At 37.2% G+C, this 15,907-nt stretch carries 14 protein-coding genes; 11 read left to right on the top strand and 3 right to left on the bottom strand.

What is annotated here, in order from left to right:
* The first annotated feature begins 277 nt into the window (after positions 1-277).
* The 7 genes from J2S08_RS20665 to J2S08_RS20635 all read left to right on the top strand — a co-directional run bounded on the left by J2S08_RS20665 (position 278) and on the right by J2S08_RS20635 (position 8,789).
* The gene (locus J2S08_RS20665; RefSeq protein ID WP_307232949.1) at positions 278-1,159 is read left to right on the top strand and encodes a hypothetical protein; all 882 of its coding nucleotides are present in this window, start codon (positions 278-280) and stop codon (positions 1,157-1,159) included.
* 269 nt (positions 1,160-1,428) lie between these two features.
* Positions 1,429-2,310 carry a hypothetical protein gene (locus J2S08_RS20660; protein ID WP_307232947.1) on the top strand — a complete coding sequence of 294 codons (882 nt, stop codon included), beginning with the start codon at positions 1,429-1,431 and terminating at the stop codon, positions 2,308-2,310.
* Positions 2,311-2,605: 295 nt separating this feature from the next.
* Positions 2,606-3,430, top strand: a complete 825-nt coding sequence (locus tag J2S08_RS20655; RefSeq protein WP_307232945.1) for a hypothetical protein — start codon at positions 2,606-2,608, stop codon at positions 3,428-3,430.
* Positions 3,431-3,897: 467 nt separating this feature from the next.
* The gene (locus J2S08_RS20650) at positions 3,898-4,455 is read left to right on the top strand and encodes a hypothetical protein (RefSeq protein ID WP_307232943.1); all 558 of its coding nucleotides are present in this window, start codon (positions 3,898-3,900) and stop codon (positions 4,453-4,455) included.
* Positions 4,456-5,388: 933 nt separating this feature from the next.
* Positions 5,389-6,798 carry a sensor histidine kinase gene (locus tag J2S08_RS20645; RefSeq protein ID WP_307232941.1) on the top strand — a complete coding sequence of 470 codons (1,410 nt, stop codon included), beginning with the start codon at positions 5,389-5,391 and terminating at the stop codon, positions 6,796-6,798.
* A gap of 85 nt (positions 6,799-6,883) precedes the next feature.
* Positions 6,884-7,666 (top strand): hypothetical protein, encoded by a 783-nt coding sequence (locus tag J2S08_RS20640; RefSeq protein ID WP_307232940.1) that lies wholly within the window; start codon positions 6,884-6,886, stop codon positions 7,664-7,666.
* A 259-nt stretch (positions 7,667-7,925) separates the two neighbouring features.
* Complete coding sequence (locus tag J2S08_RS20635; protein ID WP_307232938.1) at positions 7,926-8,789, top strand: hypothetical protein; 864 nt, start codon at positions 7,926-7,928, stop codon at positions 8,787-8,789.
* Between the two features lie 286 nt (positions 8,790-9,075).
* On the opposite strand, the gene J2S08_RS20630 is transcribed toward J2S08_RS20635, so the two are convergent.
* Positions 9,076-10,137, bottom strand: coding sequence for a YdcF family protein (locus J2S08_RS20630; RefSeq protein ID WP_307232936.1), 1,062 nt, complete (start codon positions 10,135-10,137; stop codon positions 9,076-9,078).
* A gap of 279 nt (positions 10,138-10,416) precedes the next feature.
* Between J2S08_RS20630 and cwlD the strand changes: the two genes are divergently transcribed.
* On the top strand, positions 10,417-11,127 hold the full coding sequence (cwlD, locus tag J2S08_RS20625) for an N-acetylmuramoyl-L-alanine amidase CwlD (RefSeq protein WP_307232934.1): 711 nt from the start codon (positions 10,417-10,419) through the stop codon (positions 11,125-11,127).
* 64 nt (positions 11,128-11,191) lie between these two features.
* The gene (locus J2S08_RS20620) at positions 11,192-12,247 is read left to right on the top strand and encodes an Mrp/NBP35 family ATP-binding protein (RefSeq protein WP_307232933.1); all 1,056 of its coding nucleotides are present in this window, start codon (positions 11,192-11,194) and stop codon (positions 12,245-12,247) included.
* Between the two features lie 95 nt (positions 12,248-12,342).
* On the opposite strand, the gene gerD is transcribed toward J2S08_RS20620, so the two are convergent.
* Positions 12,343-12,990: a spore germination lipoprotein GerD gene (gene gerD, locus J2S08_RS20615; RefSeq protein WP_307232931.1), complete on the bottom strand. Its 648-nt coding sequence runs from the start codon at positions 12,988-12,990 to the stop codon at positions 12,343-12,345.
* 285 nt (positions 12,991-13,275) lie between these two features.
* On the opposite strand from gerD, the gene J2S08_RS20610 reads away from it, so the two are divergent.
* Complete coding sequence (locus J2S08_RS20610) at positions 13,276-13,971, top strand: KinB-signaling pathway activation protein (RefSeq protein WP_307232930.1); 696 nt, start codon at positions 13,276-13,278, stop codon at positions 13,969-13,971.
* 222 nt (positions 13,972-14,193) lie between these two features.
* Here J2S08_RS20610 and pdaB read toward each other — a convergent pair whose 3' ends face one another.
* Positions 14,194-14,943 carry a polysaccharide deacetylase family sporulation protein PdaB gene (gene pdaB / locus J2S08_RS20605; RefSeq protein WP_307232928.1) on the bottom strand — a complete coding sequence of 250 codons (750 nt, stop codon included), beginning with the start codon at positions 14,941-14,943 and terminating at the stop codon, positions 14,194-14,196.
* A gap of 298 nt (positions 14,944-15,241) precedes the next feature.
* Between pdaB and J2S08_RS20600 the strand changes: the two genes are divergently transcribed.
* On the top strand, positions 15,242-15,490 hold the full coding sequence (locus tag J2S08_RS20600; RefSeq protein WP_307232927.1) for a hypothetical protein: 249 nt from the start codon (positions 15,242-15,244) through the stop codon (positions 15,488-15,490).
* The last annotated feature ends 417 nt before the right edge of the window (positions 15,491-15,907 follow it).

The raw sequence follows: 15,907 nt of genomic DNA, 5'->3' as shown, positions 1-15,907 counted from the left end.
ATAAAGTCTGTCAATGCGAAGCACTCACTCTGAGGGTAAGTGGAATATAGTGATGAAATCAAGCGCTCAACCCTCAAGCGGCCGCAATGTCGAAGGCTTTTCCTCTGTTCAAAAAAATTTCCTTTTTTTATGACGCAGAAAAAAAGCTATCGTTTACTACAAAAGCGACAGCAAGCACAATTTTTACAACTCTACCATAACTTGATGATCATTCTATTAAAAGTTCGTTTTATACTGGCGATTGTAAACATAAACAAACTAGGGAGGATTGGTTCAGATGAAAACAAACAAATTGAAAAGAAGCGGCTTTAAAAAAGCTGCACTAGCGGGTTTAGTGATGATTGGTTCTGGTACATTATTGTCCCCGGAATTTACACATGCAGCGTCGGCGGGGGCAATCAAACAAACAACTCCGATCACGACAAGCTATGCCAATCATACAACTAATTCATCCAAAGCTGCACAAACAGACAAGTTATCTGACTACAAAAAAGCAAATTATACGGTGAAACTATTTGAATTAGATGATTCAGATGATTCAGCTGTTTCATATAAGCCAACCAGCAAAGATATGGCAAAAGAAGCTGCCGCCGAAATCGGTGCAAAGGCTCTTTGGGAGTTATTTGGCCAGAGCTTGGAGGGCAAGGTGATTGAAATGTCCTATTTCAATGCATCATTAGAGTCTCATCCAGAATTATTCTGGCAGTCTCGTCCAGAATGGACAGGTACTGTTCAAATCAACGATAAGCTTAATTATAGTTTTACGGTGGATGCCGTAACAGGAGAAATGTTTAGAATATCTCATAATAGACAGTTTGATGACAGCCATCCAATTGTGCAGCAATATAAGGACAATAAGGGAGCTTCGGATCTACTTGATAAAATTGCAGAAAACCCGCAGGAATATGTGGAACCAGCAAAAAAATTGGCAGAAAAATATAACGTTATCCAGAGCCCAATCAAGTCGGTTGAATTTAAAGGGACGGGTTCTAGGGGTAAGCAGGAATCATATAATGATCCATATGTAAGAATTGAGATCACGGGTAAAAATGGCGAGCGTGCTGATGTGGAGCTTGCTATGAGGGATAAGGAACTGGTCGGTATAACTTATCCTGGTCTATGGAAGCAGATCGAAGAAGATAAGAAGAACCGAAAATAAAAAATGTAAAAGAATTTATAAAGTCTGTCAATATGAAGCACTCACTCTAAGTAAAATATAATCGTAAATCAAGAGCTCAACCCTCAAGCCGCCGCAATGTTGGCGGCTTTTCATCTATTCAACAAAAAAATTTTCCGCGGAATAGAGCTATCTTTATTACTACTAAAAAAATAATTTTACAACTCCATTATAACTTGATGATCATTCTATAAAAAGCCCGTTCTATACTGGCTATTGTAAACATAACAAACTAGGGAGGATAAATTCAGATGAAAACAAACAAATGGAAAAGAAGCGGCTTTAAAAAAGCTGCACTAGCAGGTTTAGTGATGATTGGTTCTGGTGCATTATTGTCCCCGGAATTTACACATGCAGCGTCGGCGGAGGCAATCAAACAAACCACTCCGATCACGACAAGCTATGCCAATCATACAACTAATTCATTCAAAGTTGCACAAACAGACAAGTTGTCTGACTACAAAAAAGCAAATTATACGGTGAAACTATTTGAATTAGATGATTCAGTTGATTCAGCTGTTTCACATAAGCCAACCAGCAAAGATATGACAAAAGAAGCTGCCGCCGAAATCGGTGCAAAGGCTCTTTGGGAGTTATTTGGCCAGAGCTTGGAGGGCAAGGTGATTGAAATGTCCTATTTCAATGCATCATTAGAGTCTCATCCAGAATTATTCTGGAACTCGCGTCCAGAATGGACAGGTACTGTTCGAATCAACGATAAGCTTAGTTATAGTTTTACGGTGGATGCCGTAACAGGAGAAATGTTTAGTATATCTCGTAATAGACAGTTTGATGATAGCCATCCAATTGTGCAGCAATATAAGGACGATACGGCAGTTTTGGATCTATTCAATAAAATTGAAAAAAACCAGCAGGAATATGTGGAACCAGCAAAAAAACTGGTAGAAAAATATAACGTTGTTCAGAGTCCAATCAAGTCGGTTGAATTTAGCGGGTTAGGTTCTAGGGGTGCGGAGGTATCATATAATGATCCCCATGTAAAAATTAAGATCACGGGTAAAAATGGCGAGCGTGCTGATGTGGAGCTTGCTATGAGGGATAAGGAGCTAGTCGGTATAAGTTATCCTGGGTTATGGAAGCAGATCGAAGAAGATAAGAAGAACCGAAAATAAAGAAAGTAAAAGAATTTATAAAGTCTGTCAATACGAAACACTCACCATGAGGGTAAGTGAAATATAGTGATGAAATCAAGCGCTCAACCCTGAAGCCGCCTAAATGTCGGCGGCTTCATCTATTCAAAAAAATTTCTTTTCTCTTATGACGCGGAATAGAGCTATCGTTTATTTACTACTAAAACGACAGCAAGAATAAATTTTACAACTCCATTATAACTTGATGATCATTCTATAAAATGCCCGTTCTATACTGGCTATTGTAAACATAACAAACTAGGGAGGATAGATGCAGATGAAAATTAACAAAAGTGGCTTTAAAAAAGCCGTATTAGCGGGTTTAGTGGTGATTGGTTCTGGTGCATTACTGTCTCAGGAACTGATACATGCAGCGCCGGCGGAGGCAGTCAAAAAAACAACATCGATTACGACTAGTGATGCAAATCATTCAGCCGAATCTTCCAAAACAGCACAAAAAGATAGCTTGTCAGAAGGTTACAAAAAAGCAAATTATACGGTAAAAGCAGTTGGTTCACAAAAGCCAACCAGCAAGGATATGACAAAAGAAGCTGCCGCCGAAATTGGTGCAAAGGCTATTTGGGAAATGTTTGGCCAAAGCTTAGAGGGTCAGGTAGTTGAAATGAGCTATCAAAAACCTGGCAATAATCGTCCAGACCTTCTTCCTCAATCGAAATGGATAGCTGATGTTCAAATCAACGATAAGCTCAGTTATTATTTCTCAGTCGATTCTGAAACAGGAGAAATATTTCATTTAGGTCGTCATAGAAACTTTGATGAAAAAGCTCCAGAATTTAATGAAGAAGTTGCTAACAATCCGCAGGAATATGTGGAAGCAGCAAAAAAACTAGCAAAGACATATAACATTGTTAATAGCCCAGTCAAATCGATTGAAGCCGGTGGTCAGAGTGTTGGCGATAATAATGATCCAGCGATAGGATTTCAGATCACGGGTGAAAATGGAGAGATCGCTAGTATGCAACTTTCTCTAAAAGATAAGGAGATACTTGAAATAACTTATGATACGGAAATGAAGCACTCCTTAGGATATAGTGAAAAGGTGATGACTGACCATCCAGCCTTGAAAAAGAACCAAAAATAAAAGAAAAAAAGTTTAAAAAGTCTCTCAACGAAACTCCCACTCTGAGGATAAGTGGGTATAAGGTTAGAATACCCTCAGCCGCCACAATGTTGGCGGCTTTTCCTCTATTCAAATAATGAATGGCAAAAAGTTTTTTCAAGCTTTGACTTTTCAATTGTGTTAACTTCGTTGGAATATCTCTACACGTTTAAGATGTTCATCTGTTTTCATTATTAACACAGGCCACTTTATTTGCGTACCATGATGCTAAATTAGCGCCCTCACATATTTGAGATGGGACCGTTTGTGGCATGTACTCCAAAAGTAATTCATTTACTAGAGGTGCTGGTGCAATATTGCCTTATCTCGGGACAAGTTGCTTAAGTTATCACGATTGTAGATGCAAGGACAATGGCTGTTCATTCTCAAAAGCTAAACGGAGAATGAAAACGGTCTATAAAATAGCCGATCACTTGGAGGATGCAGAGATGAAGTCACGAACCTTTTTTCTTATACTTATTCTATTCCTCTTGTTTTTTTACAATGAAATTCTGTTAGCTTCGGTTATGACGCCTAAAAGCAATTTAGATAGCTCGAAGGATCGTAGTCTTCGAGAACATTATTTTATCGCATCGTCTTATGCAGAGGATATAGATGCCTTGGAAAAAAGGGGAACTTCGGTTGAGGACGGAATCGAGACGCTCTATCGTTCTTACTTTAACTTATATAGCATACAAAAAGTGATTTTGACTGTTTCCAAGGATGACCAACTGCTTTATAAGGATTTGATAGGAGAGTCTATTTCATTTCCTAAAACACCGAGTAATTTAAAGACGAGTGAACGCTTTGTTTCCATGAAAAAGCTCGGAGATAAGGAATACATTAGTATAGTAGGTGCTCTGCCTGCACCATACGATACTTATACGCTAACCTATTATTATGATGTATCCGACATCATCTCATCGTGGAACAAAATGACGGTGATGTTGTTCTTGATTGGGACGCTATTCTGCGGATTGCTTGCTAAACCCGCAGGAATATGCTGAAATAGCAAAAAAATATAACATTTGTCAATAGCCCAATCAAGTCGGTTGAATCCGGTGGTCAGAGTGTTGGCGAGCGATAGGTTTTCAGATCATGGGCGAAAACGGGAGATTGCTACTATGCAGCTTTCTCTAAAAGATAAAGAGATACTCGAAATAACTATAATACGAAAATGAAGCACTCCCTAGCATATGGTGAAAAGGTGATGAATGAGCATCCAGCACTGAAAAAGAACCAAAAATAAAGGATGTAAAAGAATTTATAAAGTCTGTCAATGTGAAGCACCCACTCTGAGGTTAAGTGAATATAATAATGATGAAATAAAGAACTCAAACTCAAGCCACCACAATGTTGGCGGCTTTTCATCTCAAATAATGAATGACAATAAGCTTTTCGAGCTTTGCTAGCTGCGTTAGAATATCTTCTACATGTTTAAGACGTTCATCTGCTTTTATTATTACCACCGGCCACTTTATTTGCGGCAGCACTTAATATTGTGTTGGCACTTACGAACATATCGTTGTGATAGACTAGAGTGAAATAAATAACTGAATGTAGTTAACGGCTTCTGTTCAATATATGGGAATCGATCCATATAAAAGAAAGAACTGATTTTACAACTCTATAACAATAGAATCATATTATGATATAAAAAAGATAGTGATCAATTGCCGACAACTGTTGAGGATAATATAGCGAACGATGCATTTGTAGCTTGTGGGGCGTCACTGTACTTATTTTTGTTATAACCATGACGCTTAAATTGACGCCATCACATATTTGAGATAGGCCCGTTTGTGGCAAGTACTCCGAAAGTATTTGATCTACTAGAATAAAATGCAATATGGCTTTGTTGCAAGGACAAGTTGCTTAAATGATTACTTGCAGGATAATGAAAACCGTCTACAAAATGGACTATCGTTGGAGGTGCAGAGATGAAATCACGAACCTTTCTGCTTACACTCATTCTATTCCTTTTGTTTTTTTACAGTGGAATTTTGTTAGCTTCAGTTATGACGCTTAAAAGCAATTTAGATAGCTCGAAGGACCGTAGTCTTCGAGAACATTATTTTATCGCATCGTCTTATGCGGAGGATATAAATGCCTTGGAGAAAAGGGGAACTTCGGTTGAGGACGGAATCGAATCGCTCTATCGTTCTTACTTTAACTTATATAGCAAACATAGCAAACAAAAAGTGATTCTGACTGTTTCTAAGGATGACCAGCTGCTTTATAAGGATGTAATAGGAAAATCCATTTCATTCCCTAAAACACCAATTACTTTAAAGGCGGGTAAACGCTTTGTTTCCATGAAAAAGCTCAACGATAAGGAATACATCAGCATAGTAGGTACACTGCCTGCACCATACGATACATATACGCTTACCTACTATTATGATGTATCCGACATCATCTCATCGTGGAACAAAATGACGGTAATGTTGTTTTTGATTGGGACGCTTTTCTGCGGATTGCTTGCAGTCTGCTTATTGCTTGTATTAAATCGCGTGTTCAAACCACTTCAGCAAATTTCGGCTGCCTCAAAAAGCATTGCACAGGGGCAGTATGAAAATCGGATTGAGGTAAAGGGCCATGATGAACTAGCTGAGATGGCAAGGAGCTTCAATCATATGGGGGAGGAAATTCGGTGTCAGATGCAGCAATTGGCTACAGCGGCGGAACAGAAACAGCAATTTGTAGACAATTTGGCTCATGAGCTCAGGACTCCGCTCACCTCTATTTATGGGTATGCGGAATATATTCAGAGGGTCGTTCGGACGGAAGAGGATAAGCTATTTGCGACGAATTATATTATGTCTGAGAGCCGCAGACTGCAGAATATTGCTTATCGTTTACTTGATATGGCAACCCTGCGTGGGAATAAACTTGAACTAAGCGAAGTTTGTATGGGAGAGCTGGTTGACGAGGTCAAGCAATCTTTGTCTATGAAGGCAGCAGACCAAAACATTCAAATTACTTATGAGTATCATTTTGATACGTTAGTTTGCGATCCTGAATTGATGCATATATTGCTCGTTAATTTGCTTGATAACGCGATAAAAGCGTGTGGTCGAGATGGTGTGATCAAGCTGGTCGCTGATCTAGAGAATGAACAGAAGGTGATCTCTGTCCACGATAACGGTAAGGGAATGACGGAGGATCATCTCCTTCATATTACAGAGGCGTTCTACCGGGTAGATCCTTCCCGCAGTCGTTCAAAAGGCGGAGCAGGATTAGGCCTAACGCTTTGCCAGCAAATTGCAGTTTGTCATGGGGCGGAATTGAGCTTTTCATCAAAACCTGGCAAAGGTACGACAGCTAAACTAATTTTTACAAATGAATAATAAGTTAGTAATGGTTTGACAACTTTGCATTGATATACTCTACTGTGAGGCATCATTATTAAAAAAGCAAAGGAGATGGAAGGTAATGGCTAAGGGGAGCGAAATAAAAAAAATGGTATTTGGATCTGTAGGGGCAATTGCAGCTGCTACCATCGTTTTTAGTGGTATTAGTCAAACGGTAAAAGCATTAGAAATGAGTAAAACCAAAGCGGTTCCTACCAGTTACAGCATCCCTTATACAAAACCCTTCAACAGCAACATACCTACAGATGATGTGAAGAAGGACTATAAAATAAAATTTGTTGGCCAGGATCAGCCGACTGTCAATGATATGAAGATGGAAGAGGCAGCGGAGCTTGTTAGTAAGAATTTATGGCGTATTTTCCAGGTCGATCTCAAGGGCAAAACGTTAGACATGACTTATTATCCCATTAGTACAACCCGGCTTCGTCCAAAATGGGATGTCTCTGTTAAAATAAATGATTTGTTGGCATATCACTATACGTTAGATGCAGTAACTGGAGAAAATCTTTCGACAGAAAAATCGGTTTACCACGATGCAGACATTCGTGAAGAAATGGATATAAATCCAAATCTACTGAAAAACAGTCAAGAATATCAAGAACTAGCGAAAGCAACAGCAGAAAAATATCAATTTGTGTCCGGTAAAGTGACATCTGCTGAATATGAAGGCCAAGTATATCAGGCAAATATTTTAGGAGCCCAGAATGTAACTATTATCTTCCGAGTAAAATCGGATAAAGGTGAGGTAGCTCGGCTCACTTTCTCAAGGTATAATCAAGAACTGCTCTCCGTGGAATTTAACAGTTGGATTGAAGAATTTGAGCTAAAAGTTAACGAAGAATAAATCATTTTGACGATTCGCCTTTTAGCCATTTATTCTCAAATTAGAGCCACTGTAAGTACATCCTCTCGCAAAAAGTGAAGGGAAATAAATGATTGTTAGATCAAGCAGTCGTTTTACTCCTAAGTAATCGATATCACAAGGTAATTCTCTATTTGGTTTCTGGCTAAAGAATAATAAGTTAGTAATGGTTTGATAACTTTGCATTGATATACTTTACTGTGAGGCATCATTATTAAAAAGCAAAGGAGATGGAAGGATAATGGCTAAGGGGAACGAAATGAAAAAAATGGTGTTTGGATCTGTAGCAGCAATTGCGGTCGCTACAATCGTTTTCAGTGGTATTAGTCAAACGGTAAAAGCATTAGAAATGAGTAAAACCAAAGCGGTTCCTACTAGTTACAGCATCCCTTATACAAAACCCTTCAACAGCAACATACCTAAAGATGATGTGAAGAAGGATTATAAAACAAAATTTGTTGGCCCGGGTCAGCCGACTGTCAATGATATGAAGATGGAAGAGGCAGCGGAGCTTGTTAGTAAGAATTTATGGCGTATTTTCCAGGTCGATCTCAAGGGCAAAACGCTAGAAATGACTTATTCTCCCATTAGTACAACCGAGCTTCGTCCAAAATGGAATGTCACTATTGAAATAAATGATTCGTTGATATATGGCTATACGTTAGATGCAGTAACTGGAGAAAGTCTTTCGGTAACAAAATCGGTTTACCACGATGATGCAGACATTCCTGAAGAACCGGATGATCTAGAGATACTGAAAAAGAGTCAAGAATATCAAGAATACCAAAAACTAGCGAAAGCAACAGCAGAAAAATATCAATTTGTATCCGGTAAAGTGACATCTGCTGAATTATATGGCAACGGATATGTGGCAAATACTTTCGGAGCCAAGAATATAACGATTACCCTCGAAGTAAAATCAGATAAAGGTGAAGTAGCTCGGCTCACTTTCTCAAGGTATAATCAAGAACTGCTCTCCGTAGAATTTAACAGTTGGATTGAAGAAAATGAGCGTCGTACAAAACTGTTTCTACAATTTGACAGTTTGATTAAAGAAGCTGATCGCAGTACAGAACCGATTCTTAAAGAGACTAACGAAAAATGATGATTTCATTTAGAAGGTTCGCTTTTTAGCCATTTATTCTCAAATTAGAGCCACTGTAAGAACATCCTCTTGCAAAAAGTGAGAGAAATAAATGCTTGTTAGATCAAGCAGTTGTTTTATTCCCAAGCAATCGATATCACAAGGTAATTCTCTATTTGCTTTCTGGCCAAATCGAGGATTACCTTGTGTTTATTATACTTGAATAGTTGCGGGATGCGCTAATCGTCATTTGTTATTTGGCAGTATACTTTATACTTCTCTTGATTCTCTTTCAAGCATCTAATTTTCAGTACTCATATGGCAATACAAAGTGTATGTTAACGATCGTTAATAAAATACAAAATAGAAGAGCAAGAAGAAGTACGATCATATGAAATTTTCTATGCATATACAGAACACCGATAAATTCACGAATCAAGGCGTTGATCCAGAAATAAAATTTCGTTTTTGCTCCCGCCCCATCACAAGCAAGGTTTACTTTTCTTGACCAAAGCAGCGACCTAAATACATGAAAATTACTTGTTACGAGGATGGCATGATATTTTCGCTTTAAATCCCGTTCTTCTACATCCTTCTCTATAAGTGTTTTAGAAAATAACAAGTTTTCATAAGTATTTACCGCTTGATCTTCAATCAAAATATGTTTTTGCTCCATTCCTTTCTCGATAGCATAATTGGCCATTGCTTTGCCTTCAGCAATCTCTTCATCAGCCCCTTTTCCACCAGTAAAGATGATTTTTACAGGTTTCTTTTCAGAATGATGCTTCTTAAACAGTGCTATTCCTTTTTCAATTCGACTTGCTAATAAAGGAGGAACGCGTTTGCCTATTAAGCCACTCCCTAACACAATAATGAAGTCATAAGATTTAAAAGGAATACGTTGCAAATTAACCCATGAAGAAATTGAAAAACATAACATTAAGAAGACAAAATAAAAGACGCTAAACGATATCAATCCAAATATTCCTTGAGCAATTGGATGAGTAATACGGTCTACAAAAAAAGGAATAATGAAGACCCAAACTAACACAGTTATACCTAATAATAATGAGAGGAGATTGCGAAGTTTTTTCCCCTCCTTTTTGATGAGCTTCATTCCAGATGTGATCAGGGCTAAAATAAACGAGATAAAGTAGAAGGGAAAACCAATAAAAAGAATGAGAATTACCGCCACAATAAGAACAAACAAGCTGTTTAAGTGATATGTTTCAAATAGGACTGTAAGAGTGAACGCAAATGTTGCTGCCCAAAGAATAAATACGAAACCGAGCAACATTGTACGACGTTCTATTATTAACATTGCGAGCAGCAAGAAAGTTACTAAGACGAAAGTAAAATAAAAGTACATATCTTTGTCCTCCAAATAGGATCATTCATCTATCTCTCATTATAAGTGATTTTAGTTGATACATTTTTTATTTTACAAAGAGATGAAGTTCATGTCATTCATTATATAAAGTTGAGCCATGTTGATCATGTAAGTATGAAAAAATAATTATTCAGAGAAAGACAAATTGGAAGCAAGTATTCCTGGTATAATCCCCAATCTTGTCCCATATAGTTTATTAAGTTAATGGTGTGAGTTTTTGAAACCCACTCGAAAGAATATGGGAAAGGGAGTCTCATCATGCAGCGAAAAACATTTTTTATTGTTCTTTTTACAGGAATTGTTTTAATATTTGGCTTAATTCAATACTGGAACAGGACTGAGGAAGTATCAAAATCATGGCGGCTTCCTTTATCAGGAAAAGTCATTTACTTAGACCCTGGCCATGGAGGGCCTGATGGTGGTGCAGGAGATAAAGACGCTTTGGAGAAAGATCTGGCATTGAACATCAGTTTAAAATTAAGAGATTTCTTACAAGAACAAGGTGCATTGGTGATTATGACTCGTGAAATTGATAAAGATTTAGCATCCCCAGAGACAAAAGGCTACCGAAAACGAAAGCGGGAAGATTTAAAAACACGTTTAAAACTGATCAATAATTCAGAAGCAGACTTATTTATTAGTATTCATTTAAACTCCATCCCATCGCCAAAATGGAGTGGTGCCCAAACATTCTTTACACCGTATTACGAAGAAAATGAAAGGGTTGCAAAGTTTATTCAAGATGAGTTTGTTCACAGTCTTGGCAATACAACAAGAAAAGCAAAGATAATCAACAATGTCTATATTTTAAAACATGCGAAAAAGCCAGGTGCTTTAGTAGAAGTAGGATTTTTATCAAATCCTGAAGAAAGAAGGAATCTCATTACATCAGCCTATCAAGAGAAAATAGCAGCTTCTATTTATAAAGGCATCTCACGTTATTTTACAAATGAAGAAACGCCTAACTGATGGAAGTTCGAACTTTATGTTATACTGAATTGGAATAATACCCAATTCAAGGATGGTGGAAATCATGCTAACGGAACAGCAAGTATACGACCTTCTAAAAGGATTAAAAGATCCTTTTCTACATAAAACCCTCGAAGAAGTAAATGGCATTATCGAAATCAAAATAAAAGAAGAAAAATCTCATGTCAGCGTAAAGGTGGCAATAGCTAAAACAGGTACAGGCGAACAATTAAAGATGCAAACAACGATCGTAGAAACCTTAAAGAAAGCGGGTGCAGCAACAGTCGGTATTCGTTTTGCACAACTACCCGAAGAAGAGTTGGTAAAGCATCGCGGTTCAAATGCATCAAAAGGTACTAGTTTGTTATCGCCGACAAGTGCAACAACATTTATTGCTATTGCCAGTGGAAAGGGCGGCGTTGGAAAATCAACTGTATCTGTTAATCTGGCAGTTTCTCTTGCTCGGCTTGGAAAAAAAGTAGGCCTTGTTGATGCAGATATTTATGGATTTAGTGTACCTGATATGATGGGAATTACAAAAAGGCCAGTCGTGCGCGGTGAAAAAATTATTCCAGTTGAGCGGTTTGGAGTAAAAGTGATATCAATGGCTTTTTTTGTTGAAGATAATGCACCAGTCATTTGGAGAGGTCCAATGCTTGGGAAGATGTTAAATAACTTCTTCTCTGAAGTAGAGTGGGGAGAATTAGATTACCTCCTATTAGATTTGCCTCCAGGTACAGGTGATATTGCTCTTGATATTCACTCAATGCTGCCGCAGTGCAAGGAAATTATCGTGACAACTCCACATCCAACTGCCGCCTTTGTAGCCGCGAGAGCTGGGGCGATGGCACTAAAGACTGACCATGAGCTTTTAGGTGTGGTGGAAAACATGTCTTATTTTGAAAGTAAAGAGACTGGGAACCGAGAATATGTCTTTGGAAAAGGCGGCGGGAGTAAATTAGCAGAGGAATTGCAAACACCGTTGCTAGGACAATTGCCGCTTGAGCAGCCGGATTGGAATAAGGATGACTTTGCTCCATCTATTTATGGAGAAGATCATAAGCTTGGAAAGATATACAAAGAAATTGCAGCTAATATGATTCAACTGTTAGAACATTAATTATATGAAGAAGGAGGCGACTTAAAATACCGCCTCCTTTCACAACGTGACAGGGTACGTATTTTCTGTTTTTGGATAACTTATGTACCACCTGTTCAGCTTGGCCCTTGTTGTTGATCTTGTTCTTGCCCTTGCTCCGAACCTTGTCCTTGCCCCTGACCTTCTCCACCTCCACCTCCACCTTCTTGACCTTGCCCGCCACCTTGATTCATCTCACTTGCAGCTTTTAAAAGAATTTGTTGTATTTTTGCTTTGAAAAGTGGATTTTCAAAAGTTTCCATCATGACATCCTGAAGGTGCTTGCGAAATTCTTGACTTTTTAGTACGCGATTTATTTCTTTTCCATATTCAGGGTCTTTTAAGACATCAAGCATCATTGCCTGATACTCAGGGTCTTTCATCAATTCTTTTAATAATTGGCTGTTTTCATTTTTCATGCTTTTTGCCATTTTTTCCGCAAAATCTGGATCTTCAAATGACTTTTTCCAAAACTGATTCGCTTTATCAGATTCGAAAGTTTTTTTTATCGTATCTGTTACAATTGCTTGATCCATAACAAGCTTTTGTTTCGTTTTTTCATCTGTTAATATTTCATGAAGTGCTTTTTTTCCTTCATCTGTTTTTAAAATATCCACTGTTAATTTTTTTGTTTCTTCATAATCCATTTTCGTGTTGTTTGTATTATTTCCAGTACATCCAGTTAAAGAGACACATAAGAGGAGCAAAAATATCATCTTTTTCATCATAACAGCTCCTTTCTTTTTCCAAATTACGATACGTACGTGTTTAAAAAGATACTTCACATCTTTAATTAGTCACTTTTTCAATTTAAACAAATAACGTTTAAAACGCTCAATTACATTTTTAAACAACTCTATAATGTTAATATGATAAATTGTGAAGAAATTATGCATAATTTAAGTGCAAGTCCTAGATTTTTAAATGAGTGATTGGTAAAATCGAAATGGATGGGATTTTACTTAAATATATCTTGATAAGCTTTTATTATAATATGGAGGATTTTAGAATTGACAATCCGAAATTGGCTTAAATTTTTCTTCACAACTTTATTTATTGGCGGAGCCACGACAGGTATTTTTGGTTTTATTGTTCGCTGGGATGAGTTCCAGCCTTATTTTACTTCATTTAACATCATTTCTATCTTGTCAACATTTATATGGTTCGTTCTCGTAGGATTTTTATTCAGTGTCATTAGCCAGGTCATTTTTTTCGCATATTTAATGGTTCATCAATTAGCAATAGGCGTCTTACGTTCCCTTTCCCTATGGAATGGGGTGCAATTTGTACTAATTGCAATTGCTTTGTTTGATTTAATTTATTTTCGTTTTGAGCGCTTTGCTCAACCAGGAGAGAGCATTCTTTCATACATTGCTTTAGCTGTATTTATTTTAATGATTGGCATCATAACTGCATATTTCAAAGTAAAACAAACAAAAAAGTCCATGTTTATTCCCACTCTATTTTTTATGGTTGTAGGAACCATATTGGCGTGGGTGACATCATTGAGAGTGGATGAAAGAGGCTGGGTTTACATCATGCTCTTTACGTTGCTTATTTGTAATGCTTATCAATTATTAGCGCTCCCAAGCTACAATGAGCGGTCAGCGCAAGAACGTGCTGAGAGAATAAAACGGAGCGGCGGGGAACAGAGAAAAAAACCTTTAAGAAGCGGCCAGAAGCAGGAATTGACATTAAAAAAGTAAACGCATCAAATAACAACTAGTCGCACACTGTCAAGGTACAACAATGAAAGTCGAATGTTTTGGCAACAAAGTTAAGAGGATTTTTTTAACCGAGGAAAATACGTCTAAAAACAAATACAATCTTATTGATAAAAAATAAAACGAATCATCAAGCCCCCCCACTTTATGAAACAAGTGGGAGGATCTGATGATTCGTTTTACTTATAGGTAAGGATCATTCCGTTATGGAATTAAGGTTGTTTTTGCGTCTCCACTGGCGATTAAGGTGGAAACATTGACAAGTTTTCCTTTCTTTTGCAGCTCTTTAATAATCGCTGGCAGTGCTTCGGCAGTTTGCTTCGCTGCATCTGAGGCATGGAGAAGCAAAATATCTCCATTCTTTGCTTTCACAGCTTTTTCCACGATACTCTTTATTCCAGGATTTTTCCAATCTTCACTATTAATACTCCAATGGATGACAGTATAGCCTAATTTATTCGCTATTTTCAAAACACGTTTATCGAAGTATCCGGTTGGAGGCCTCAAAAGTTCTACATTATCGATTCCTAATTGTTTAAATATTTTCTGTGCCTTCAGTATATCTTGTCTTACTTTTTCATCCTCTACTTCTGTATAATCTACATATGCATAGCCAAGGTTTCCTATTTCGTACCCTAATTCAACAATTTTTTCTACTATATCTGGATGTCTTTCAGCCCAAGCACCGGAAAGAAAAAAAGTGGCGGAACGTACATTTTTCTTTTCAAGGACATTTAATATTTCCGCGGCTTTTACATCACCCCAACCAATGTTAAATGTTAGTGCAATCCCTTTTTCGCCTTTGAAAATTGCTTTTGGTTGGTGATCTATCGAGAAGACCGATACATTAGCCGTTGATTGAGAAAAAAAGAAAATCGCGGTAAAAAGAGAAATAAATATAATGAGCAAGAATGTCTTTAATCTTTTCCCATTTAGAACAATAAACGAGTTCATCTCCATCCTCCTTTATAAAACAAGCTTTCTGATAATAGCCTATGCTCATACAAAATATAAATATGCAACTTTCACGAGAAACTTCTTTCTGAATATTTAACAGCAAGGGTAAAGAAAAATTTCAATATCGAATCATAATTTTGTACTATATTGAAGAAACTATTACATAGTACGTGTTCAAAAAGTCAATAAGTTAGCAAACTGGGCTAAGAAAACTGACTAATTACGTAGTTTGATGATTTTTCACAGGCTTTTAGAACTTCCTATAGAATATATTTAAAGAGAGAGGCTGAAGTTGATGATTGGATTACTCGTTCATGAAAAGGAAAAAGAAGAAATGATTTATTTATTAAAAAGAGAAATGGATGAAATCCTTTACGATCTTGATGATCATCGCATCGATAGCATGATTAAAAGAGCAATGAAGGAACGCTACAGCATCTTGTTTACTCTATTTAAGAAAGTTGCATCACATCATGATTGCTTAAAATATATAGCACCAACTAAAATAAAAAGAAATATAACTAAAAATATGTATAAAAAATAGAAAAAGGATTGACTTTGCTTCAATCCCCTGATATATTAGTAAACGTTGCTAGTCACAAGAAAAAAGATTTTAAAAAACCTGTTGACAAGCAAAATTAAAAATGTTATTATATAAAAGTCGCTTCAAGGAAGGCGGCAAATTGAACCTTGAAAACTGAACAAAACAAAACGTCAATGTAATTCTAAATTTTAACTATGAGCTATTCAAGCTTCTAAATAATAGTACATGATGTTTTGAACTCTATGACACTCGTTTTAGAACGTAAAAAGTTCAAAGAGCGAGAAGGTCAAGGAAGTTTTGGTGAGAAACACCGGATCGTACAAAAGTACGTGAGGATGCGCCGAGCCGAAACTGACGCAGAGATTCGAAGCTCATTGAACTTTTTTGGAGAGTTTGATCCTGGCTCAGGACGAACGC

Source organism: Bacillus chungangensis (assembly GCF_030812995.1).
GTDB lineage: Bacteria > Bacillota > Bacilli > Bacillales > Bacillaceae_C > Bacillus_CF > Bacillus_CF chungangensis.
This window is presented reverse-complemented; position numbering and strand designations above follow the sequence as displayed.

What these genes read in the sequence shown, in the direction of transcription:
- J2S08_RS20665 (WP_307232949.1), top strand. Translation starts at nt 278, where the DNA reads ATGAAAACAAACAAATTGAAAAGAAGCGGCTTTAAAAAAGCTGCACTA.
- J2S08_RS20660 (WP_307232947.1), top strand. Translation starts at nt 1,429, where the DNA reads ATGAAAACAAACAAATGGAAAAGAAGCGGCTTTAAAAAAGCTGCACTA.
- J2S08_RS20655 (WP_307232945.1), top strand. Translation starts at nt 2,606, where the DNA reads ATGAAAATTAACAAAAGTGGCTTTAAAAAAGCCGTATTAGCGGGTTTA.
- J2S08_RS20650 (WP_307232943.1), top strand. Translation starts at nt 3,898, where the DNA reads ATGAAGTCACGAACCTTTTTTCTTATACTTATTCTATTCCTCTTGTTT.
- J2S08_RS20645 (WP_307232941.1), top strand. Translation starts at nt 5,389, where the DNA reads ATGAAATCACGAACCTTTCTGCTTACACTCATTCTATTCCTTTTGTTT.
- J2S08_RS20640 (WP_307232940.1), top strand. Translation starts at nt 6,884, where the DNA reads ATGGCTAAGGGGAGCGAAATAAAAAAAATGGTATTTGGATCTGTAGGG.
- J2S08_RS20635 (WP_307232938.1), top strand. Translation starts at nt 7,926, where the DNA reads ATGGCTAAGGGGAACGAAATGAAAAAAATGGTGTTTGGATCTGTAGCA.
- J2S08_RS20630 (WP_307232936.1), bottom strand. Translation starts at nt 10,137, where the DNA reads ATGTACTTTTATTTTACTTTCGTCTTAGTAACTTTCTTGCTGCTCGCA.
- cwlD (WP_307232934.1), top strand. Translation starts at nt 10,417, where the DNA reads ATGCAGCGAAAAACATTTTTTATTGTTCTTTTTACAGGAATTGTTTTA.
- J2S08_RS20620 (WP_307232933.1), top strand. Translation starts at nt 11,192, where the DNA reads ATGCTAACGGAACAGCAAGTATACGACCTTCTAAAAGGATTAAAAGAT.
- gerD (WP_307232931.1), bottom strand. Translation starts at nt 12,990, where the DNA reads ATGAAAAAGATGATATTTTTGCTCCTCTTATGTGTCTCTTTAACTGGA.
- pdaB (WP_307232928.1), bottom strand. Translation starts at nt 14,943, where the DNA reads ATGAACTCGTTTATTGTTCTAAATGGGAAAAGATTAAAGACATTCTTG.
- J2S08_RS20600 (WP_307232927.1), top strand. Translation starts at nt 15,242, where the DNA reads ATGATTGGATTACTCGTTCATGAAAAGGAAAAAGAAGAAATGATTTAT.